Annotated in this window: 14 protein-coding genes, 5 tRNA genes and 1 pseudogene; 5 read left to right on the forward strand and 15 right to left on the reverse strand. The window is 72.4% G+C overall.

Annotated features, from left to right (window positions below; all coding sequences use genetic code 11):
* Window positions 1–3: 3 nt before the first annotated feature.
* Window positions 4–1434 carry a 3-isopropylmalate dehydratase large subunit gene (gene leuC, locus J116_RS06935; RefSeq protein WP_023586366.1) on the reverse strand — a complete coding sequence of 477 codons (1431 nt, stop codon included), beginning with the start codon at window positions 1432–1434 and terminating at the stop codon, window positions 4–6.
* A 187-nt stretch (window positions 1435–1621) separates the two neighbouring features.
* Between leuC and ndgR the strand changes: the two genes are divergently transcribed.
* Window positions 1622–2338, forward strand: a complete 717-nt coding sequence (gene ndgR, locus J116_RS06940) for an IclR family transcriptional regulator NdgR (RefSeq protein ID WP_023586367.1) — start codon at window positions 1622–1624, stop codon at window positions 2336–2338.
* Between the two features lie 163 nt (window positions 2339–2501).
* On the opposite strand, the gene J116_RS06945 is transcribed toward ndgR, so the two are convergent.
* The 9 genes from J116_RS06945 to J116_RS29865 form a co-directional block, all read right to left on the reverse strand.
* Window positions 2502–2574, reverse strand: a tRNA-Glu gene (locus tag J116_RS06945).
* Window positions 2575–2596: 22 nt separating this feature from the next.
* A tRNA-Gln gene (locus J116_RS06950) sits at window positions 2597–2668 on the reverse strand.
* An 18-nt stretch (window positions 2669–2686) separates the two neighbouring features.
* Window positions 2687–2762: transfer RNA gene (locus tag J116_RS06955), tRNA-Glu, on the reverse strand.
* Between the two features lie 61 nt (window positions 2763–2823).
* Window positions 2824–2896: transfer RNA gene (locus J116_RS06960), tRNA-Glu, on the reverse strand.
* Window positions 2897–2917: 21 nt separating this feature from the next.
* Window positions 2918–2989 (reverse strand) — tRNA-Gln (locus J116_RS06965).
* Between the two features lie 90 nt (window positions 2990–3079).
* Window positions 3080–3799 (reverse strand): HAD family hydrolase, encoded by a 720-nt coding sequence (locus tag J116_RS06970; RefSeq protein ID WP_023586368.1) that lies wholly within the window; start codon window positions 3797–3799, stop codon window positions 3080–3082.
* A gap of 478 nt (window positions 3800–4277) precedes the next feature.
* Entirely contained in the window at window positions 4278–5762 is a 1485-nt protein-coding gene (gene gltX / locus J116_RS06980) for a glutamate--tRNA ligase (protein WP_028963777.1), read from the reverse strand.
* On the reverse strand, window positions 5755–6543 hold the full coding sequence (locus tag J116_RS06985; RefSeq protein ID WP_023586371.1) for a fumarylacetoacetate hydrolase family protein: 789 nt from the start codon (window positions 6541–6543) through the stop codon (window positions 5755–5757). Before J116_RS06985 ends, gltX begins: the two co-directional genes overlap by 8 nt.
* A 142-nt stretch (window positions 6544–6685) precedes the next feature.
* A complete protein-coding gene (locus J116_RS29865) occupies window positions 6686–6874 on the reverse strand; it encodes a hypothetical protein (protein WP_023586372.1) in 189 nt (62 codons plus the stop codon).
* 583 nt (window positions 6875–7457) lie between these two features.
* Here J116_RS29865 and J116_RS06995 point away from each other — a divergent pair.
* The 3 genes from J116_RS06995 to J116_RS07005 all read left to right on the forward strand — a co-directional run bounded on the left by J116_RS06995 (window position 7458) and on the right by J116_RS07005 (window position 12832).
* Window positions 7458–11261 carry a sensor histidine kinase gene (locus J116_RS06995; RefSeq protein WP_023586373.1) on the forward strand — a complete coding sequence of 1268 codons (3804 nt, stop codon included), beginning with the start codon at window positions 7458–7460 and terminating at the stop codon, window positions 11259–11261.
* A 5-nt stretch (window positions 11262–11266) separates the two neighbouring features.
* Complete coding sequence (locus J116_RS07000) at window positions 11267–11680, forward strand: roadblock/LC7 domain-containing protein (RefSeq protein WP_069818289.1); 414 nt, start codon at window positions 11267–11269, stop codon at window positions 11678–11680.
* A 624-nt stretch (window positions 11681–12304) separates the two neighbouring features.
* Window positions 12305–12832, forward strand: a complete 528-nt coding sequence (locus tag J116_RS07005; RefSeq protein ID WP_079147870.1) for a GTP-binding protein — start codon at window positions 12305–12307, stop codon at window positions 12830–12832.
* A 166-nt stretch (window positions 12833–12998) separates the two neighbouring features.
* Here J116_RS07005 and J116_RS07010 read toward each other — a convergent pair whose 3' ends face one another.
* The 3 genes from J116_RS07010 to J116_RS07020 form a co-directional block, all read right to left on the reverse strand.
* Window positions 12999–13208, reverse strand: a complete 210-nt coding sequence (locus J116_RS07010) for an acyl-CoA carboxylase subunit epsilon (protein WP_023586377.1) — start codon at window positions 13206–13208, stop codon at window positions 12999–13001.
* Between the two features lie 15 nt (window positions 13209–13223).
* Window positions 13224–14807 carry an acyl-CoA carboxylase subunit beta gene (locus J116_RS07015; RefSeq protein WP_023586378.1) on the reverse strand — a complete coding sequence of 528 codons (1584 nt, stop codon included), beginning with the start codon at window positions 14805–14807 and terminating at the stop codon, window positions 13224–13226.
* A gap of 143 nt (window positions 14808–14950) precedes the next feature.
* A complete protein-coding gene (locus J116_RS07020) occupies window positions 14951–17449 on the reverse strand; it encodes a polysaccharide lyase 8 family protein (protein ID WP_023586379.1) in 2499 nt (832 codons plus the stop codon).
* Between the two features lie 166 nt (window positions 17450–17615).
* Between J116_RS07020 and J116_RS30795 the strand changes: the two are divergent.
* A pseudogene (locus J116_RS30795) lies at window positions 17616–17750 on the forward strand (YceI family protein); the annotation flags it as partial.
* 176 nt (window positions 17751–17926) lie between these two features.
* Here J116_RS30795 and J116_RS07025 read toward each other — a convergent pair.
* Together J116_RS07025 and J116_RS07030 are read right to left on the reverse strand one after the other, a co-directional pair.
* Window positions 17927–18136 carry an acyl-CoA carboxylase subunit epsilon gene (locus J116_RS07025; RefSeq protein ID WP_023586377.1) on the reverse strand — a complete coding sequence of 70 codons (210 nt, stop codon included), beginning with the start codon at window positions 18134–18136 and terminating at the stop codon, window positions 17927–17929.
* A 15-nt stretch (window positions 18137–18151) separates the two neighbouring features.
* Window positions 18152–19735: an acyl-CoA carboxylase subunit beta gene (locus J116_RS07030; protein WP_023586378.1), complete on the reverse strand. Its 1584-nt coding sequence runs from the start codon at window positions 19733–19735 to the stop codon at window positions 18152–18154.
* Window positions 19736–19837 lie beyond the last annotated feature (102 nt).

Raw genomic sequence — 19837 nt, forward strand, 5'->3', positions numbered from 1 at the left:
TCTTCAGACCCCCGCGGGAGTGGTGGCTTCGACGTCGGACAGGTCGGCCGGGGAGGCCAGGTGGCCGAGGACCGCGGTGGCGGCGGCGACCTGCGGCGAGACCAGGTGGGTGCGGCCGCCCTTGCCCTGCCGCCCCTCGAAGTTGCGGTTGGAGGTGGACGCGGAGCGCTCGCCGGGCGCGAGTTGGTCGGGGTTCATGCCGAGGCACATGGAGCAGCCCGCGTGCCGCCATTCGGCTCCGGCCTCCTTGAACACCTTGTCCAGGCCCTCGTCGACGGCCTGGAGGCCGACGCGGGCGGAGCCGGGGACGACGAGCATCCGTACGCCGTCGGCGATGGTGCGGCCCTGAAGGACCGCGGCGGCGGCGCGCAGGTCCTCGATGCGGCCGTTGGTGCAGGAGCCGACGAAGACCGTGTCCACCTTGATGTCGCGCAGCGGCTGCCCGGCGTTGAGGCCCATGTACTCCAGGGCCTTCTCGGCGGCGAGGCGCTCCGATGCGTCTTCGTACGAAGCGGGGTCGGGGACGGACGCCGAAAGCGGGGCTCCCTGCCCGGGGTTGGTGCCCCAGGTGACGAACGGGGACAGCTCGGCGGCGTCGATGACGACCTCGGCGTCGAAGACGGCGTCGTCGTCGGTGCGCAGCGTCTTCCAGTACGCGACGGCGGCGTCCCAGTCGGCACCTTCGGGGGCGTGGGCGCGGCCCTTGAGGTAGGCGAACGTGGTCTCGTCGGGCGCGATCATGCCCGCGCGGGCGCCGGCCTCGATGGACATGTTGCAGATGGTCATGCGGGCTTCCATCGAGAGCTTCTCGATGGCGGAGCCGCGGTACTCCAGGATGTAGCCCTGGCCGCCGCCGGTGCCGATCCTGGCGATGATCGCCAGGATGAGGTCCTTGGCGGTGACGCCGTCGGGCAGCTCGCCCTCGACGGTGATGGCCATGGTTTTGGGACGGGCCATGGGCAGCGTCTGGGTGGCCAGGACGTGCTCGACCTGGGAGGTGCCGATGCCGAAGGCGAGCGCGCCGAAGGCGCCGTGGGTGGAGGTGTGGGAGTCACCGCAGACCACGGTCATGCCGGGCTGGGTGAGGCCCAGCTGCGGGCCGACGACGTGGACGACGCCCTGCTCGACGTCGCCGAGCGGATGGAGCCGTACGCCGAACTCCGCGCAGTTCTTGCGCAGGGTCTCCAGCTGGGCGCGGGAGACGGGGTCGGCGATGGGCTTGTCGATGTCGAGGGTCGGGGTGTTGTGGTCCTCGGTGGCGATGGTCAGGTCGAGCCGCCGCACCTGCCGGCCGCTCTTGCGCAGGCCGTCGAAGGCCTGGGGGCTGGTCACCTCGTGCAGCAGGTGCAGGTCGATGAAGAGGAGGTCGGGCTCGCCCTCGGCGCGCCGGACGACGTGGTCGTCCCAGACCTTCTCCGCGAGTGTCCTACCCATCGCTTTCCCTCCGGCCGGCGGGTGCGCCGGCGATCTAGAGATATCCGCGCCGGCGTCCGGGTCTCCCCGTGATTCCACGTTCTGGACGGCGGCAGCGGACCGTGGATCGCGGCCCGCCCCACCAGGTTGGCAAGATCCCGGGAAAATTGAACTTGCGTTTCACAGAGTGAGACGTGAGTATCGTTGCATGGACAACTCTAGCGGCGTCGGCGTTCTCGACAAGGCAGCTCTGGTTCTGAGCGCTCTGGAGTCCGGTCCGGCCACCCTCGCCGGGCTGGTCGCGGCGACCGGGCTCGCACGACCCACGGCCCACCGGCTGGCCGTGGCCCTGGAACACCACCGGATGGTGGCGAGGGACATGCAGGGCCGGTTCATCCTGGGCCCGCGGCTGGCCGAGCTGGCCGCCGCGGCCGGTGAGGACCGTCTGCTGGCCACGGCGGGCCCGGTGCTCACCCATCTGCGGGACGTGACGGGCGAGAGCGCCCAGCTCTACCGACGCCAGGGCGACATGCGGATCTGCGTGGCGGCGGCGGAGCGGCTGTCGGGTCTGCGGGACACGGTCCCGGTGGGTTCGACGCTCACGATGAAGGCCGGCTCGTCGGCGCAGATCCTCATGGCCTGGGAGGAGCCCGAGCGCCTGCACCGTGGACTCCAGGGCGCCCGTTTCACGGCGACGGCCCTGTCGGGCGTACGGCGCCGCGGCTGGGCCCAGTCGATCGGCGAGCGGGAGCCGGGGGTCGCGTCCGTCTCGGCGCCCGTGCGGGGCCCGTCGAACCGGGTGGTGGCCGCCGTGTCCGTGTCGGGTCCGATCGAGCGCCTGACGCGCCACCCGGGCCGGATGCACGCCCAGGCCGTGATCGACGCGGCGTCCCGGCTGACGGAGGCGCTGCGCCGCTCGGGCTGAACCCTCGGCTCGTACCTGTCCATGATCCTTCTGCCAACTCCGGCTCACCGCTTCAACGCCGCAGCGGTGGGCCGGAGTTGTGTGTTGCCGTGGGCCTTCTCGTGCGGTGCGGCACGAAAAAGCGAGGAAGCCCTTCCCCTGCTGGGGAGGGCTTCCTCATCTGTACCCCCGACCGGATTCGAACCGGCGCTACCGCCTTGAGAGGGCGGCGTGCTAGGCCGCTACACAACGGGGGCGTGGATCACTTGCGTGAACCCGCTGGCCTACCTGGACTCGAACCAAGACTAACTGAACCAGAATCAGTCGTGCTGCCAATTACACCATAGGCCACTGGTGGTTTAGACCAGTTGGTACCCCCGACCGGATTCGAACCGGCGCTACCGCCTTGAGAGGGCGGCGTGCTAGGCCGCTACACAACGGGGGCCCTAGCGATCCTGCATCGAGATCATCGGGTGCGACCCTGATGATCCCGCGGGAAGGATCTGTACCCCCGACCGGATTCGAACCGGCGCTACTGCCTTGAGAGGGCAGCGTGCTAGGCCGCTACACAACGGGGGCTTTGCAGATGAGCTCTGCGAGCTGGCCTACCTGGACTCGAACCAAGACTAACTGAACCAGAATCAGTCGTGCTGCCAATTACACCATAGGCCACCGGAACGCAAACCCCCGAGGGAGATCTTGTTCGGCTTGCGCTTCGGGGCTCCGGCCTTTCGGCCCGCTCCCCTCGGCGCAGGAAGAACATTACCCGAAGGTGTCCGGCGCTCCAAAACGGGTATCGCGGCGGAGCAGCGCGGGGAGCTGGTGGAGGTCCGTGATGCGGGTCAGCTCGGGACGGCCGCCGAGACCCGTGCGGTCGAGCCAGACCCCGCGCAGGCCCGCCTCGACGGCGCCCCGGGCGTCGATGTCGGGATGGTCGCCGACGTACAGGACCTCGGCCGGGGGCAGGCCCAGGGCGTCGCAGGCGGCGTGGAACGCGGCGGCCTCGGGCTTGGACACGCCGATGTCGGCGGCGCAGAGGACGGCCTCGAAGCGGTCCCGTACGCCGAGGACGCGGAGCTTGCGGTCCTGGTTGAGGAGGGACGAGTTCGACAGGACGGCGTGCCGGTACCCGGCGGCGAGGACGTCCAGTACGGGGACGGTGTCCGGGAACAGCGCCCAGGCGGCCTCGTAGTGCGCCAGGTACCGCTCGAACCAGGCGTCGGCCTCGTCGTCGTCCAGGGGGGTGCCGAGGAAGGTCCTGACGCGGTCCCGGCGCTGTTCCTCCCAGGTGGTCTCGCCGGCGGCGAACCTCGTCCAGTGCAGGGCGGTCGCCTCGCGCCACCGCCGCAGGGCGTCCTCGACGCCGTCGAAGCCATCGGCGAGGCCCTCGTCGCGCAGGTGCCGTCGCATGCCTGCGCGGTCGGCGGTGGCGTAGTCGAAGATCGTGTCGTCGATGTCCCAGAGGATCGCGCGGATCGCCATACCGCGACGGTACCGCCGCACGGCGGCCCACAGGGCGGGTCACCGGAAGACGGCGCCGTCCCCCCGGCGCCTCGGCGCCCGCGTCCGGGCCCGCGGGTGGTGGCGCGCCCCCGGTCGGCCGCCTCGCCCCGCCGGACGGGGACACGCCGCAGGGGCGGGACGCAGGACCGCACGGGAGCGGCCTGCGGGGCAGCCGGTGCCGTACGGGGCGGCGCGCGGCGTCGGGCGGGCCCCGGGCGGCTGGGCGCACGTGCAGGGCGGCGGGGTCCGTACGGGCGGGTCTCCTGCGCGGGCGCCCAGGCAGGGGTCGGGTCTCCTCGGCGGGGGCGGCCAGGCACGGGAGGGCGGGGCTTCCGCGGGGCGCGCCGGGGCCGGGGGCGGGGGGCTCGCGCAGAGGTTGCCGGGGCGGCCCGGGAAACGGCGCGGGGGCGGCGGCCACCTTGGGGTGGGCGCCGCCCCCGGGGGCGTGGTGCGGTGATCAGCCGGCGAGCTTCGCCAGGGCCGCGTCGATGCGGGAGAGGGTCCTCTCCTTGCCCAGGATCTCCAGGGACTCGAAGAGCGGCAGGCCGACCGTGCGGCCCGTGACGGCGACGCGGACCGGGGCCTGCGCCTTGCCGAGCTTCAGGCCGTGCTCCTCGCCCGCCTTCAGGACGGCGTCCTTCAGGGACTCGGCGCTGGTCCAGTCCGCGGCCTCCAGCTTGGCGCGGGCGGTCGTGAGCAGCGCCGCGGGGTCGCCCTTCATGGCCTTCTGCCAGGACGCCTCGTCCTCGGCCGGCTCCTTCAGGAACAGGAAGTCCACGTTCTGGGTGATCTCGGAGAGGACCGTCAGGCGGGTCTGGGCGTACGGGGCGATCCGCTGCCACGCCTCACGGTCGAAGTCCTCCGGCGCCCACGGGGCGTGCGGTGCCTGGAGCCACGGCTCGCAGGCGGCGACGAACTCCTGCTCGTCCAGCATGCGGATGTGGTCGGCGTTGATCGCCTCGGCCTTCTTCAGGTCGAAGCGGGCCGGGTTGGCGTTGACGTCCGCGACGTCGAACTTCTCGACCATCTCGGAGATGGTGAAGATGTCGCGGTCGGCGGAGAAGGACCAGCCGAGCAGCGACAGGTAGTTCAGCAGGCCCTCGCGGAGGAAGCCGCGCTCCCGGTACAGGTTCAGGGAGGACTGCGGGTCGCGCTTGGAGAGCTTCTTGTTGCCCTCGCCCATGACGTACGGCAGGTGGCCGAACTCCGGGATCGACTTGGCGACGCCCAGCTCGATGAGCGCCTTGTACAGGGCGATCTGGCGCGGGGTGGAGGACAGCAGGTCCTCGCCGCGCAGGACGTGCGTGATCTCCATCAGCGCGTCGTCGACCGGGTTGACCAGCGTGTACAGCGGGGCGCCGTTGGCGCGGACGATGCCGTAGTCCGGGACGTTGTCCGGGGTGAAGGTCAGCTCGCCGCGCACCAGGTCGCGGAAGGTGATCGGCTCGTCGGGCATGCGGAAGCGGACGATCGCGGAGCGGCCCTCCGCCTCGTACGCGGCGACCTGCTCGGCGGTCAGCTCGCGGCAGTGGCCGTCGTAGCCGGAGGGCTTGCCGGCGGCGCGGGCGGCCTCGCGGCGCTCGTCGAGCTCCTCGGTGGTGCAGTAGCAGTGGTACGCGTAGCCGCCCTTGAGGAGCTTGTCGGCGACGTCGCGGTAGAGGTCCATGCGCTGCGACTGGCGGTACGGCGCGTGGGGGCCGCCGACCTCGGGGCCCTCGTCCCAGTCGAGGCCGAGCCAGCGCATCGCGTCGAGGAGCTGCTGGTACGACTCCTCCGAGTCGCGGGCCGCGTCGGTGTCCTCGATGCGGAAGACCATGGTGCCGCCGTGGTGCCGGGCGAAGGCCCAGTTGAACAGGGCGGTGCGGACCAGGCCCACGTGGGGGTTGCCCGTCGGGGACGGGCAGAACCGTACGCGGACGGAGCGGTCGGGGGAGTTAACCACGCTTGATCACCTTGTTGGTGAGAGTGCCGATGCCTTCGATGGTGACGGCGACCTCGTCGCCGACGTTGAGGGGGCCGACCCCGGCGGGGGTGCCGGTGAGGATCACGTCGCCGGGGAGCAGCGTCATGGCCTCGGAGATGTGGACGACCAGGTCCTCGATGGAGCGGATCATGTCGCTCGTACGGCCGAGCTGGCGCTGGACGCCGTTGACCGTGCACTGGATGGCGAGGTCGCCCGGGTCGAGGTCGGTCTCCACCCAGGGGCCCAGGGGGCAGGAGGTGTCGAAGCCCTTGGCGCGGGCCCACTGCTTCTCGCGCTTCTGGGCGTCGCGGGCGGTGACGTCGTTGGCGCAGGTGTAGCCGAAGACGACGTCCTTGACGCGCTCGCGCGGGACCTCGCGGCACATGCGGCCGATGACGACGGCGAGCTCGGCCTCGTGGTGCAGTTCGCTGGAGAAGGAGGGGTACTCGATCGCGTCGCCGGAGCCGATCACCGAGGTGGTGGGCTTGAAGAAGGCGACGGGGACCTCCGGGACCTCGTTGCCCAGCTCGGCGGCGTGCTCCGCGTAGTTGCGGCCGATGGCCACGACCTTGTTGGGAAGCACCGGCGGCAGGAGCCTGACCTTGCTCAGCGGGACCTTCGTGCCGCTGAGTTCGAAGTCGGTGTACGGGATGCCCTTGATGATGTCGAGGACGAGGTCACCCTCTGCGCCGGGGGCGCTTTCACCCTCGACCGCGCCGAAGGCGACATTGCCGTCGATGGAGAATCTGGCGATGCGCACGGATGCGTGTGCCCCTCACTGAGCTGGCTGGAGTCTGACGCTCCAGGCTAACGCGGGAGGGGAGGGCGACCCGCCGTACGCCGGTGCGCGCGGCCCTGGAACGGGTCGCGCGCACCGGACGGGGGTCAGGCGGTGGTACCGCTCACTCGGCGGCGGTCGCGGCGGCCGGGGCCTTCATGAGGACCGTGCGGCGGGGGTTGGCGGTGACGGTGGGCAGTGTGGTCGCCTGCTCCGGGAGGGCGCCGCGCTCCAGCCGGGCCGCGTCGCCGAGGTGGGCGAGGGTGGTGCGGCGGGGGTTGGCGGTGCTGCGGATCGTCATCGTCGTCTTCACGGTGGCTTCAGACCTCGTTGCTCGGCTCGGGTGGGCGGCGGGGCGCCCTTGACGGATGGCCCATCCCTGTAAAGCGTCAGGCTAAACATCGTGTTCCCCGCCAATACCGCGAACAGCCCCCCGTTGGCATGTGAGTTTCCTCACCATCGACACCCCAAGTCGGGCATTCCGGGCGGGAGTTGGAGGTAACGAAATCGGACATTCCGCCACTGAACCCTTTATTCCGCCGCTGATCATCGCGACTGGGACACCCTCCCCGCGTAAGCGACTCGTCAGAGAACGTCCGCTTTCTCCCGACTCTCTTTCTACATGCGGTGAGGAGATGATCACGTGGGGTGACGCGGTCCACGGGCCGGACGACCGCCCTTGTTGGAGATCCGGCACTGTGCTGGAATTCCACGCACCGCCGCGATGGAGACCGGCGAGCTGGGGCGCAAAGGCAGCGCCGAGCGGCGGTGGGGAAGGGGGGATTCCGCGCCGGTCACCGACGACCACCGAGGGGCGCACTCGCGCTCCCACGACGCCGACACCGTCCTGTTCCGCTCGCGCGGAAGGGACGCCTGGTCCAGAGGTTGCGACGCTAGTGCAGGGACGTTTCAAGAGGGATGGCAGCGCTGCGGCGGAACAGGAGCCGCGCGGCGGGACCGACCGCGGCTCCTCGCCCCAGCACACCCAGAACGCGGGACCGGCGGCCGCCGGCGACGGCGGCGACCACGCCGGCCGCGCAGCGGGCGCGGCAGCCGGGTCCGAGGCGGCAGGTGCGGCAGGCGGTGGCAAGGGCGGGAAGCCCGGACGGCGCGACAAGGCGGGCAAGTCCGCCAAGCGGGGGAAGGAACCGAAGGCCACGACGCCGGGTGACACCGGCTCGCGAATAGCCCTGCGCAACTGGCGCATCAGCACCCGGCTGGTCTCCCTGCTCGCCCTTCCCGTGGTCGCCGCGACCTCGCTGGGCGGACTCCGCATCCAGGAGTCGATGGAGAACATGGAGCAGCTGGATCACATGCAGCTGCTCACCAAGCTGACCCGCGAGGCGCACCACCTCGCGCAGGCGCTCCAGGAGGAGCGCGACCAGTCGGCGGGCCCCATGGCCAACGGCATGGCCGTCGAGAACCACATGATCAAGAACCCGCGCGACAAGACGGACTCGGCGCAGCGGGCCTTCCTCGACGCCACCGACGAGATCGGTGACACGCAGAACGACGAGGCGCTGGCGAGTATCCGCGCCAACGTCACGCAGATCGCCAACCAGGTCATCACGCTCGGCACCATCCGGAAGCAGGCCTACAAGGGCGACATGACCTCCGCGACGGTGAGCAAGTACAACCGGCTCATCGAGTCGCTGCTCACCCTGTCGCAGGACATGGCCCAGGCCACCAACAACCCGGAGATGATCAAGCGCACGCGTGCGCTGGCGGCGTTCTCGTCCGCCAAGGAGTACGCGTCGATGCAGCGGGCGATCATCGCCGCCGCCCTGCCGAAGAACACCCGGGACAAGACCCGGCTCAACGAGTTCGACCGGCAGTTCGCCTGGGACGCGCACGTCAACGAGGGCTCGTCCCTCAAGTCGTTCCGCTCCATCTACGAGTCGGCCGGCGGCGACGCCACCGAGCTGCTCGGCCCGCTGAACTCCGGCAACCCGGCGATCCAGGCCGCCGACCAGTACGCGGACCGCGTGCTGCGCGACCAGAACGCCCTGAGCCGCGCCCCGGTCCGTACGTACCTCGACTGGACGGAAGAGGCCGAGACCAAGCTCCGCGCCATGGAGACCATCGAGGCCACCCTGCTGGGCGAGATGGAGAGCAAGGCCCGTGAGCTGCGCCAGGAGTCGCAGCGCGACGCCATCATCAACGGTGCCCTGATCCTCCTCGTCCTCGGCGTGTCCCTCGTCGGCGCCTTCGTGGTGGCCCGCTCCATGATCACCTCGCTGCGGCGGCTCCAGGACACCGCGACCCGGGTCGCCCAGGAGCGCCTGCCCGAGCTGGTCAAGCAGCTCTCCGAGGCCGACCCGCAGGACGTGGACACGTCCGTGGAGTCCGTCGGTGTGCACTCGCGCGACGAGATCGGCAAGGTGGCCGCGGCCTTCGACGACGTGCACCGCGAGGCGGTCCGCCTCGCCGCCGAGCAGGCCCTGCTGCGGGGCAACGTCAACGCGATGTTCACCAACCTCTCGCGCCGCTCGCAGGGTCTGATCCAGCGTCAGCTCTCGCTCATCTCGGAACTGGAGTCCCGAGAGGCCGATCCGGACCAGCTGTCGTCGCTGTTCAAGCTCGACCACCTCGCGACGCGCATGCGCCGTAACGGCGAGAACCTCCTCGTCCTCGCCGGTGAGGAGCCCGGACGCCGGTGGACGCGGCCCGTGCCGCTCGTCGACGTCCTGCGCGCCGCCGCGTCCGAGGTGGAGCAGTACGAGCGCATCGAGCTCGCGTCCGTACCGGCCACCGAGGTCGCCGGCCGCGTCGTCAACGACCTCGTGCACCTCCTCGCCGAGCTGCTGGAGAACGCCACGTCGTTCTCCTCGCCGCAGACCAAGGTGCGGGTCACCGGTCACGCGCTGCCGGACGGGCGGGTGCTGGTCGAGATCCACGACACCGGTATCGGCCTCTCCCCCGAGGACCTCGCCGCGATCAACGAGCGGCTCGCCTCGCCGCCGACCGTGGACGTCTCCGTCTCCCGCCGCATGGGTCTGTTCGTGGTCGGCCGCCTGTCGCTGCGGCACGGCATCCGCATCCAGCTGCGCCCGTCCGACTCCGGTGGCACGACCGCGCTGGTCATGCTGCCCGTGGACGTCACGCAGGGCGGCAAGAAGCCCGGTGGCCCGGGCGGTCAGGGCGGTCCGCAGGGCGGCCCCGGCCAGGGCGGCGGCCGCGGTGCCGGCCAGGGCGGTCTGCCCGGCGGGCGCCCCGGTGGCGCCCCGCAGAACCGGCTCGCCGCGGGTCTCGCCGCGCGCGGCCAGGTGGGCTCCGGCGCCCGTGCGGCGCTGCCCGGCCGCGACGACCTGGGCGGGCGCCCGGGTGGTGCGCAGGGCGGTGCGCCGCAGGGCGGCGGGCTGTTCGGCGGGCCGCAGGGCGGCCAGCCCGGCCGGGGCGGCCAGCAGCCGGACGGCCGCGGCCAGGGTGCCGGGTTCCCCGGCGCGTACGGCGACCAGGGCCAGGCGCCCCAGGGCGGTCAGGCACCGCAGGGCGGTCACGCGCCGCAGGGTCAGGCACCGCAGGGCGGTCAGGCACCGCAGGGCGGCATTCCGACGCGCTCCGACGTGTGGCAGGGCCAGGGCGGCCAGGCGCCGCGCGGCGCCTCGGCACCGCAGGGCGACCAGGGGCAGGGGCAGCAGCACCAGCAGCAGCTCCCGGCCTCCGGCGGCCCGCGCGCCGAGCTCCCGGGCGGCCCGCAGCGCCCCGGGCGCCCGCAGCAGGGCGGCTGGGGCGGCGACCAGGGCGGCCGGCGTTCCCCGCTGGACGCGCCGCGCGGCCACGACGAGCACGAGGCGACCGGCCAGTTCGCGCGCCCCTCGGCGCCGTCGGACCACCAGGGCCCCGGCTCCACGGCCGAGTTCCCGCGCCCCGACTTCAACGGCCCGCGCCCGGACCAGGACGGCCGCCAGGGCGGTCAGGCCCCGCAGGACCCGGCGTCCACCGCGGCGATCCCGCGCCCGGACTTCGGCGCGCCGCGCGAGCCGGCCGGGAGCCTGCCGCCCGCGGGCGCGGGTGACGGCCGTACGCCGCTGTTCGACACGCTGGAGAACAACTGGTTCCACCAGCAGGAGGGCCAGCACGGCGCCCCGCAGGCCCCCGCCCACCAGCAGGGCGGCCAGGGCCAGGGCCAGCCGCAGGACCAGGGCCGGTACCAGGGGCGTCCCGCGGGCGACCCGTACCCGGCGCACGACCAGACGATGCCCACCCCGGTCGTACCGCAGCAGCCGCAGCCGCAGCTCCCCCAGCCGCAGCGCCCGGCGCACGGCCGCCCGGACCCGGCGCTGCCGCAGCACACCGGCCAGGGCCAGGGCGGCCGGAACCAGGGCTACGGCCAGGGCCCGGCACAGAGCCAGGGGCAGGGCCAGGTCCAGGGTCGCGGGTCCGACGCCGCGTCGGCGGGCTGGCGTGCGACGCCCAACGACGAACTGGTCCGCCAGGCCGAGCGCGTGCGCAAGCCCGCGGCCGGCGGTGTCACGACCTCCGGCCTCCCCCGCCGGGTGCCGCGCGCCAACCTGGTGCCGGGCACGGCGCAGGAGCAGCCACTCCAGTCCGGTCCGCAGGTCTCCCGGGCGCCCGACGACGTACGGGGCCGTCTGACGAACCTGCGACGAGGTATCCAGCAGGGACGGCAGGCCGGGTCCGGCAACACCGGCAGCTTCCAGGTCGGCCCCACTCACCAGCAGGAGCGTGAGTTTTGAGCGCGATGAGCCAGGCGGCGCAGAATCTGAACTGGTTGATCACCAATTTCGTGGACAACACCCCCGGGGTGTCGCACACGGTGGTGGTCTCCGCCGACGGACTCCTGCTGGCGATGTCCGAGGGTTTCCCCCGGGACCGTGCCGACCAGCTGGCCGCCGTCGCGTCCGGCCTGACCTCKCTGACCGCGGGCGCGTCCCGCATCTTCGAGGGCGGKCYGGTSAACCAGACCGTGGTGGAGATGGAGCGCGGCTTCCTCTTCATCATGTCCATCTCGGACGGCTCGTCGCTGGCCGTSCTCGCCCACCCSGAMKSCGACATCGGCCTCGTSGGYTACGAGATGGCGCTKCTSGTGGACCGMGCSGGCASYGTCCTCACCCCGGAYCTSCGCGCGGARCTSCARGGCAGYCTKCTCMACTAGCAKMMCGRCCRKGCGKGTWCKCSCCWCCGYRCCYKMCTGKYGCSRTGTGYGCSRCTCCACACCGTSATMTRSACCGKCGRMCGSCMSWCSSAGGMSSMMMASYGGCTACACMSYCRGRCGGACACGCASMCSTACSWAGSTGTCWCGACCAGGWGSAKKSATGRCMMCGCCCMCMRCCWCTCACGACTTCCSYWCGGGTCGYCASKCGGACGASGSCKSKTACSRGCWKSMMKRYSAKCAGCCGCWGRTGCSKCSCTACGCSATGACCKGCGGCMGSASCCGKCSCMGSYAYSAGSYCGCSRGTGCGAGGCGSKGGTGYCCACRACSCGCYGRYCCGTCGCRYMTCGCCATGACSKGCKSCCSGAGCACCRGCSSAKSTRCCASCTSTGCCRTCGAGGYGMWGKYGGTCSRCCRMGGYSKMGGYSCYGYYGYSGMTGCCGMTCSGKGKSRSYCKGAYYCKCRKCSMCSACSYGGMKSWGGCSGGSMTGKKSGYGATCSASMWSCMAGRRWMCGGWGRSSSMGRYGSYACSSSSRMTGYKMCKCYGMTCSMMMKSGKSCKYAKKSGMCKTSGMAWKCTCTAGCKSCGGYGCSGMCSYSGSMGRRSSYKSRMCTACCAGCGCGAAGATCGTGGTGGCGGGCGGCTTCGGCGTGGGCAAGACCACGTTCGTCGGCGCCGTCTCGGAGATCAACCCGCTGCGTACCGAGGCCGTCATGACGTCCGCGTCCGCGGGCATCGACGACCTCACCCACACCGGCGACAAGACGACGACGACCGTCGCCATGGACTTCGGCCGGATCACCCTGGACCAGGACCTGATCCTCTACCTGTTCGGCACCCCCGGACAGGACCGCTTCTGGTTCATGTGGGACGACCTCGTACGCGGCGCCATCGGAGCCGTCGTACTCGTCGACACCCGACGCCTCGCCGACTGCTTCCCCGCCGTCGACTACTTCGAGAACAGCGGCCTCCCCTTCGTCATCGCCCTCAACGGCTTCGACGGACACCAGCCCTACACCCCCGACGAAGTACGCGAAGCACTCCAGATCGGCCCCGACACCCCCATCATCACCACCGACGCCCGCCACCGCGCGGACGCCAAGAGCGCCCTCATCACCCTCGTCGAACACGCCCTCATGGCACGACTGCGGTAAGTTACGCCGCGCGCTTCGCACTTCGAAGGCCCGTCGAACCGTCACCGGTGCGGCGGGCCTTCGCCGTAGGCACGGCATCGCGCTTCGGGGGTACGGCGAAGGGCCCCGCACTCGGGAGCGAGTGCGGGGCCCTTCGGATGCCCGGCGGCCGGTGCGGCCGGTGCGGTCAGCGCTGCCAGGAGTGGGCGGCGCGGAAACCGGACTGGCGCTCCAGGCGGCGCCAGCCGGCCGTGGAGCGGGTGCGGTGCGCCGGGGCGGCGGCGGGGCGGGCGTTGGCGCGGGCGAGGATGACCGCGGTGAGCGCGGCGAGCTCCTCGGGCGCGGCGTGGCCCTTCTCGACCCGCAGGAGGGAGGCGTCTGCCAGGGGTGTGGTCACGTGTGTGGGCTCCTCTTACTGCGGCGGATTGCCGTGCTTGCGGGACGGCAGGTCGGCGTGCTTGGTGCGGAGCATCGCGAGGGACTTGATGAGGACCTCGCGGGTCTCGGCCGGGTCGATGACGTCGTCCACGAGGCCGCGCTCGGCGGCGTAGTACGGGTGCATCAGCTCGGCCTTGTACTCCTTGACCATGCGGGCGCGCATGGCCTCGGGGTCCTCGGCGTCGGCGATCTGGCGGCGGAAGATGACGTTGGCCGCGCCCTCGGCGCCCATGACGGCGATCTCGTTGGTCGGCCAGGCGTACGTGAGGTCGGCGCCGATGGACTGGGAGTCCATGACGATGTACGCGCCGCCGTACGCCTTGCGCAGGATCAGCGAGATGCGCGGGACGGTGGCGTTGCAGTACGCGTACAGCAGCTTCGCGCCGTGGCGGATGATGCCGCCGTGCTCCTGGTCCACGCCGGGCAGGAAGCCGGGCACGTCGAGGAACGTGAGGATCGGGATGTTGAACGCGTCGCACATCTGGACGAAGCGGGCGGCCTTCTCGGACGCCTCGATGTCCAGGACCCCGGCGAGGGTCTGCGGCTGGTTCGCGACGATGCCGACGACCTGGCCGTCGAGGCGGGCGAGGGCGCAGACGATGTTGCGCGCCCAGCGCTCGTGGATCTCCAGGTAGTCGCCGTCGTCGACGATCTCCTCGATGACCTTGTGCATGTCGTACGGCCGGTTGCCGTCGGCGGGCACCAGGTCCAGCAGCACGTCGCCGCGCCGGTCGGCGGGGTCGTCGCTGGGGTGGACGGGCGGGTTCTCGCGGTTGTTGGAGGGCAGCATCGACAGGAGGTAGCGGACCTCCGCGATGCAGGTCTCCTCGTCGTCGTAGGCGAAGTGCGCGACGCCGGAGGTCTCCGCGTGGACGTCGGCGCCGCCGAGCCCGTTCTGGGTGATCTCCTCGCCGGTGACGGCCTTCACGACGTCGGGTCCGGTGATGAACATCTGCGAGGTGTCGCGGACCATGAAGACGAAGTCCGTGAGGGCGGGGCTGTAGGCCGCGCCGCCGGCGCAGGGGCCGAGCATCACCGAGATCTGCGGGATGACGCCGGACGCCTTCGTGTTGCGCTGGAAGATGCCGCCGTACCCGGCGAGGGCGGAGACGCCCTCCTGGATGCGGGCGCCCGCGCCGTCGTTGAGCGAGACGAGCGGGGCGCCGGCCGCGATGGCCATGTCCATGATCTTGTGGATCTTGGTGGCGTGGGCCTCGCCGAGTGCGCCGCCGAAGATGCGGAAGTCGTGCGCGTAGACGAAGACGGTACGGCCGTCCACCGTGCCCCAGCCGGTGATGACACCGTCGGTGTAGGGCTTCTTGTTCTCCAGGCCGAATCCGGTCGCCCGGTGCCGGCGCAGCTGCTCGACCTCCCGGAACGACCCCTCGTCCAGCAGGAGGTCGATGCGCTCCCGGGCGGTCAGCTTGCCCTTGGCGTGCTGCGCCTCGGTGGCGCGCTCACTCGGGCCGCGACGGGCCTCCTCGCGCAGGGCGTGCAGCTCGGCCACACGCCCGCGGGCGTCGGCGGGCTCTCCCTGGGTTTCGTCCACAACGGTCATGCACCGACCCTACGGAGCCGACCAAGCAAATCCCGCCGTTGACTCCGTACAGTCTCCGGACTGATCTGCTGTGCGCCCTGAACAGAACCGTATCGGGGGGCAGGCGAAGTACCAGCTTTTGGCCCCACGGTGTTGTGGGCTCCCTACAAGGGCGGCTGGTCGGGGATGTCACCCGGCCGGGGGAGCGCCACCTCGCACCGGTGCGGGGCGCAGGCGGTGCCCGGGGTGATCCGCAGGCGCAGCGCGGGCCGCGTGGAGAGTACCCGGACGGCCGGGTCGTGGACGAGGACACGGTGGACCGGGCGGTGCCAGGTGATCTCCAGGGGGCGGCCGGTACGGGCCGGCTCGGCGATGTGGAGGGTGGCGGTGCGGCCGCGCCGCCGTACGAGGACCGATGCGGGGGCGGTGGCGGTGAGGGGCCCCGTCGTGCCGGGGCGCCAGAAGTGGGCGAAGGTGAGGCCGAGGGCGCGGAGGCGGACGGACTGGTGGGCGGCGGTGTTGTCGAGGACCTCCAGCCGGCGCGCGTCGGCGGCGCGGGCGGCGACGGTGCGTCGGCCGGCGCCGGGCATCACCAGATAGGCGTACGCCGTGTCGGCGGGGTCGGTGCCGTGGTCGAGCCAGAGGGTCTGGTAGCGGCGGGTGCGGCGCTCGGCGCTGGATGCGGTGTTGATGTCGCGCCAGGCACCGGTGCGGTCCTCGCGGAGGGTGCGGAGGGCGGGGGTGTGCTGGGCGTGGCGGTGGTGCGGGTCGTGGCGGTGGTGCGGTACGGGGCTGTGTGCGTCGTGCGGCGGGGGGCCGGGCGAGTCGTACGGTGCGGGGCGCGGCGGGTCGTACGGCGCGGGGCCGGGCGGGAAGATCCAGCCGCCGTGGCCTTCGAGGTGCGCCCAGCCGGGTCCCGTCGTGAACCGCGCGTCACCGTCCTCGCCGAGGTTCCGGTTGTCCACGACCGTCTCGACGGGGACGCCGTCGGCGCAACTGATGCCCGCGCCCAGGCAGATGACGGCGTCGTCGGTGAAGAACCACGCCTTGCGGGCCTCCAGGGTGGAGCCGAGGCCGCGCAGGTGCTGGCCGATCGCCGCGTACTCGCCGTCCGTCACTCCCCCGACCCAGCGCGCGTCGGGCCGGGGCGCGCCCCACTCGCCGCCCTCCCGGTCGCGCAGGCGCCGGGTGGAGACGGTCGTGCCGGGCAGCCGGTACGGGTCCACGGTGGGCCAGAACCAGTCGGTGTACTGGCCGTCGCCCGCGGTGCCGGGGCCCGGCCCCCACCAGGTGAGCATCCCGGCGCCGGTGTGCCAGCCGCGCGGGTTCTCGCCGTTGCCGCACTCGTAGTGGGCGACGCGGTGCGAGGCCATGGCGACGCAGGCGGACCAGCCGGGGCGGTGGTGGACGGCCCGGTCCATGGCGGCGAAGAGCGTGTGGCCGGTCGGCTCGGGCGCGGCGGGCACGGGCGCGGCGGCGACGGCGTTGAGACGGGCGAGGTCGGCGACGTCGAAGCGGGGCGAGGTCAGGACGGGGCTGACCGTGTCGCGGGCGATCCAGCCCTTGACCAGGGCGTGCCAGCGGCTTTGGAGGTGCGGGGCGGCGCTCTCGGCGAGGAGGGCGATCGCTGCGACGACCCCGTGCCCGTGGTAGTGGTCGCCGCGCAGGACGCCGGGTTCGCCGCGCAGCACGCCCCGGCTGACGGCCCGTCCGCTGACGGCGTCCATCATCAGGCCGTTGCGCAGCAGCGGGGCGTACGCGCGCTCGACCGCGTCCAGGACGGTGTGCCGCGCGGGGTCGGTGACCTCCCAGGGGCTCCCGGCGAGGAGGGCGAAGAGGCGGGCGAGGCCGTCGAGGAGGACCTGGCCGTACGTGCCGGTGTACGGGACGGCGCCGTGCTGGATGAAGCTGCCGTCCTCGTACAGCCCGTCCCCCTCGGTGACGTACGGGAAGACCGGGGACAGCGCGTCGCGGGCGAGGGCCAGCTTGTCGGCGCGGCGTCCGAGGAGGCCGCGCAGGGCGACCGAGCGGCACAGGTCCACGCGGTTGGCGCCGGTGGAGGTGCCGGAGTAGTCGCGCAGGGCGCTGTCCGGGACGAAGTGGTCGACGGCGGCGCAGGCGGCCGCGATCCGGTCGGGGCCGAGGTGGCCGTGGAGGGCGGCGACCGTGTCCAGAAGGAGGCGGGGGCTGCCGACGCGCCACTCCCACCAGTTGCCGTAGGGGGTGGTGGCCGGGTGGTAGACGCGGGCGGCGAGGTGGTCGAGGCCGGTGCGGACGGCGTCGAGGAGTGCGGGGTCGCCGGTGTGGCCGGTGGCGGGCTGGACGTACGCCTGGGCCATGGTCCACAGGCGGCGGTAGGAGCGGGTGACGCCGGAGGGCGGGTCGAAGGGGTCGCCGGGCCAGAGGGACCGGGCGGCGGGCGCCATGGTGGCCCGGTAGCGCTCGGCGAGCGCGCCGGTCGCGGCGAGGCGGGTGGCGTACGGCTCGTTGGCGGGGTCGTAGCGGCCGGTGCCGAGCTGGAGGGTGAGCCAGCGTCGGCGCAGGGCGTCGTAGTCGGGGGCGTACGGGTCCCTGGCGGCGGCGCGGGCGGGGGCCGGGAGGGCGGCGGTGGCCGCGGCCGTGACGGCGGCGGCGACGAGGGCGCGGCGGGAGCAGTCGGGCACGGGTCGGATTGTGGTGGCCGGCGCCGGGCGGAGGGGCTGAGCCACGCGGACCGGGAGCCCCGGGAGATCCCCCGTCGCGAGTAGTTGAAAGTTGAACGGAATGGGTCTATGGTCGATGTAGTTCAACGTTCAACGAACGCACGAAACGCCTCACGAGGAGAACGCCATGGGCCTGTTCAACCGCACCTCCGGCACAAAGACCGCCACCGCCACCCTCGCCGCCCCGGCCGTGGACCCGGCGCTCGCCGCGCTGACCGGCACGTACCGGATCGACGCCGCGCACAGCTCGATCGGCTTCACCGCCCCGGTAAGTTACGCCGCGCGCTTCGCACTTCGAAGGCCCGTCGAACCGTCACCGGTGCGGCGGGCCTTCGCCGTAGGCACGGCATCGCGCTTCGGGGGTACGGCGAAGGGCCCCGCACTCGGGAGCGAGTGCGGGGCCCTTCGGATGCCCGGCGGCCGGTGCGGCCGGTGCGGTCAGCGCTGCCAGGAGTGGGCGGCGCGGAAACCGGACTGGCGCTCCAGGCGGCGCCAGCCGGCCGTGGAGCGGGTGCGGTGCGCCGGGGCGGCGGCGGGGCGGGCGTTGGCGCGGGCGAGGATGACCGCGGTGAGCGCGGCGAGCTCCTCGGGCGCGGCGTGGCCCTTCTCGACCCGCAGGAGGGAGGCGTCTGCCAGGGGTGTGGTCACGTGTGTGGGCTCCTCTTACTGCGGCGGATTGCCGTGCTTGCGGGACGGCAGGTCGGCGTGCTTGGTGCGGAGCATCGCGAGGGACTTGATGAGGACCTCGCGGGTCTCGGCCGGGTCGATGACGTCGTCCACGAGGCCGCGCTCGGCGGCGTAGTACGGGTGCATCAGCTCGGCCTTGTACTCCTTGACCATGCGGGCGCGCATGGCCTCGGGGTCCTCGGCGTCGGCGATCTGGCGGCGGAAGATGACGTTGGCCGCGCCCTCGGCGCCCATGACGGCGATCTCGTTGGTCGGCCAGGCGTACGTGAGGTCGGCGCCGATGGACTGGGAGTCCATGACGATGTACGCGCCGCCGTACGCCTTGCGCAGGATCAGCGAGATGCGCGGGACGGTGGCGTTGCAGTACGCGTACAGCAGCTTCGCGCCGTGGCGGATGATGCCGCCGTGCTCCTGGTCCACGCCGGGCAGGAAGCCGGGCACGTCGAGGAACGTGAGGATCGGGATGTTGAACGCGTCGCACATCTGGACGAAGCGGGCGGCCTTCTCGGACGCCTCGATGTCCAGGACCCCGGCGAGGGTCTGCGGCTGGTTCGCGACGATGCCGACGACCTGGCCGTCGAGGCGGGCGAGGGCGCAGACGATGTTGCGCGCCCAGCGCTCGTGGATCTCCAGGTAGTCGCCGTCGTCGACGATCTCCTCGATGACCTTGTGCATGTCGTACGGCCGGTTGCCGTCGGCGGGCACCAGGTCCAGCAGCACGTCGCCGCGCCGGTCGGCGGGGTCGTCGCTGGGGTGGACGGGCGGGTTCTCGCGGTTGTTGGAGGGCAGCATCGACAGGAGGTAGCGGACCTCCGCGATGCAGGTCTCCTCGTCGTCGTAGGCGAAGTGCGCGACGCCGGAGGTCTCCGCGTGGACGTCGGCGCCGCCGAGCCCGTTCTGGGTGATCTCCTCGCCGGTGACGGCCTTCACGACGTCGGGTCCGGTGATGAACATCTGCGAGGTGTCGCGGACCATGAAGACGAAGTCCGTGAGGGCGGGGCTGTAGGCCGCGCCGCCGGCGCAGGGGCCGAGCATCACCGAGATCTGCGGGATGACGCCGGACGCCTTCGTGTTGCGCTGGAAGATGCCGCCGTACCCGGCGAGGGCGGAGACGCCCTCCTGGATGCGGGCGCCCGCGCCGTCGTTGAGCGAGACGAGCGGGGCGCCGGCCGCGATGGCCATGTCCATGATCTTGTGGATCTTGGTGGCGTGGGCCTCGCCGAGTGCGCCGCCGAAGATGCGGAAGTCGTGCGCGTAGACGAAGACGGTACGGCCGTCCACCGTGCCCCAGCCGGTGATGACACCGTCGGTGTAGGGCTTCTTGTTCTCCAGGCCGAATCCGGTCGCCCGGTGCCGGCGCAGCTGCTCGACCTCCCGGAACGACCCCTCGTCCAGCAGGAGGTCGATGCGCTCCCGGGCGGTCAGCTTGCCCTTGGCGTGCTGCGCCTCGGTGGCGCGCTCACTCGGGCCGCGACGGGCCTCCTCGCGCAGGGCGTGCAGCTCGGCCACACGCCCGCGGGCGTCGGCGGGCTCTCCCTGGGTTTCGTCCACAACGGTCATGCACCGACCCTACGGAGCCGACCAAGCAAATCCCGCCGTTGACTCCGTACAGTCTCCGGACTGATCTGCTGTGCGCCCTGAACAGAACCGTATCGGGGGGCA

Origin of the sequence: Streptomyces thermolilacinus SPC6, from assembly GCF_000478605.2 — a bacterium.
GTDB lineage: Bacteria > Actinomycetota > Actinomycetes > Streptomycetales > Streptomycetaceae > Streptomyces > Streptomyces thermolilacinus.

Bases quoted from the DNA above. Each gene is read 5' to 3' on its own strand.
- leuC (WP_023586366.1), bottom strand. From the start codon at position 1,434: ATGGGTAGGACACTCGCGGAGAAGGTCTGGGACGACCACGTCGTCCGG.
- ndgR (WP_023586367.1), top strand. From the start codon at position 1,622: ATGGACAACTCTAGCGGCGTCGGCGTTCTCGACAAGGCAGCTCTGGTT.
- J116_RS06970 (WP_023586368.1), bottom strand. From the start codon at position 3,799: ATGGCGATCCGCGCGATCCTCTGGGACATCGACGACACGATCTTCGAC.
- J116_RS07015 (WP_023586378.1), bottom strand. From the start codon at position 14,807: ATGACCGTTGTGGACGAAACCCAGGGAGAGCCCGCCGACGCCCGCGGG.
- J116_RS07030 (WP_023586378.1), bottom strand. From the start codon at position 19,735: ATGACCGTTGTGGACGAAACCCAGGGAGAGCCCGCCGACGCCCGCGGG.